This is a genomic window from Pseudomonas yamanorum (assembly GCF_013386765.1).
Classification (GTDB): Bacteria; Pseudomonadota; Gammaproteobacteria; order Pseudomonadales; family Pseudomonadaceae; genus Aquipseudomonas; species Aquipseudomonas yamanorum_A.
Genome location: NZ_JACARE010000097.1, coordinates 1 through 357 on the forward strand (window position 1 = coordinate 1; position 357 = coordinate 357).

1 pseudogene is annotated in these 357 nt (G+C 55.5%); it reads left to right on the forward strand.

From position 1 onward, the window contains the following. Window positions 1–225 (forward strand): annotated as a pseudogene (locus HX875_RS32585) (IS481 family transposase); the annotation flags it as partial. Window positions 226–357: the final 132 nt, after the last annotated feature.

Sequence of the window (357 nt, forward strand, 5' to 3'; positions counted from 1 at the left end):
CCGCAGCAACTGCCAGAGTTTGAATACGGACCGGACGACAAGCTGGCCAAGGCCTATCACAGCCGATTTCGCTTCCAGAACCGCTATTTCAGCATCGCCAAAGGCCTGGCTGGGCAGCACATTGCAATACGCCCCAAGCCTGAAGGTGAGGGGCTATTTGACGTCTACTTCTGCCATCACTTTTTGCGGACTATCGACGTGAAAAAACCTGATTACGGGCCATAATGTGTCAACCATGTCCCCGCACATGTGTCCACCATGTGTCCGCTCCGTACAAAAAGCGGCAAAGTAACCAAAACGCTCTGCCCCGCCTGTCGGCACCTCGCTTAGGCTCGGTGTCCCCTCTCTCCGGCATTG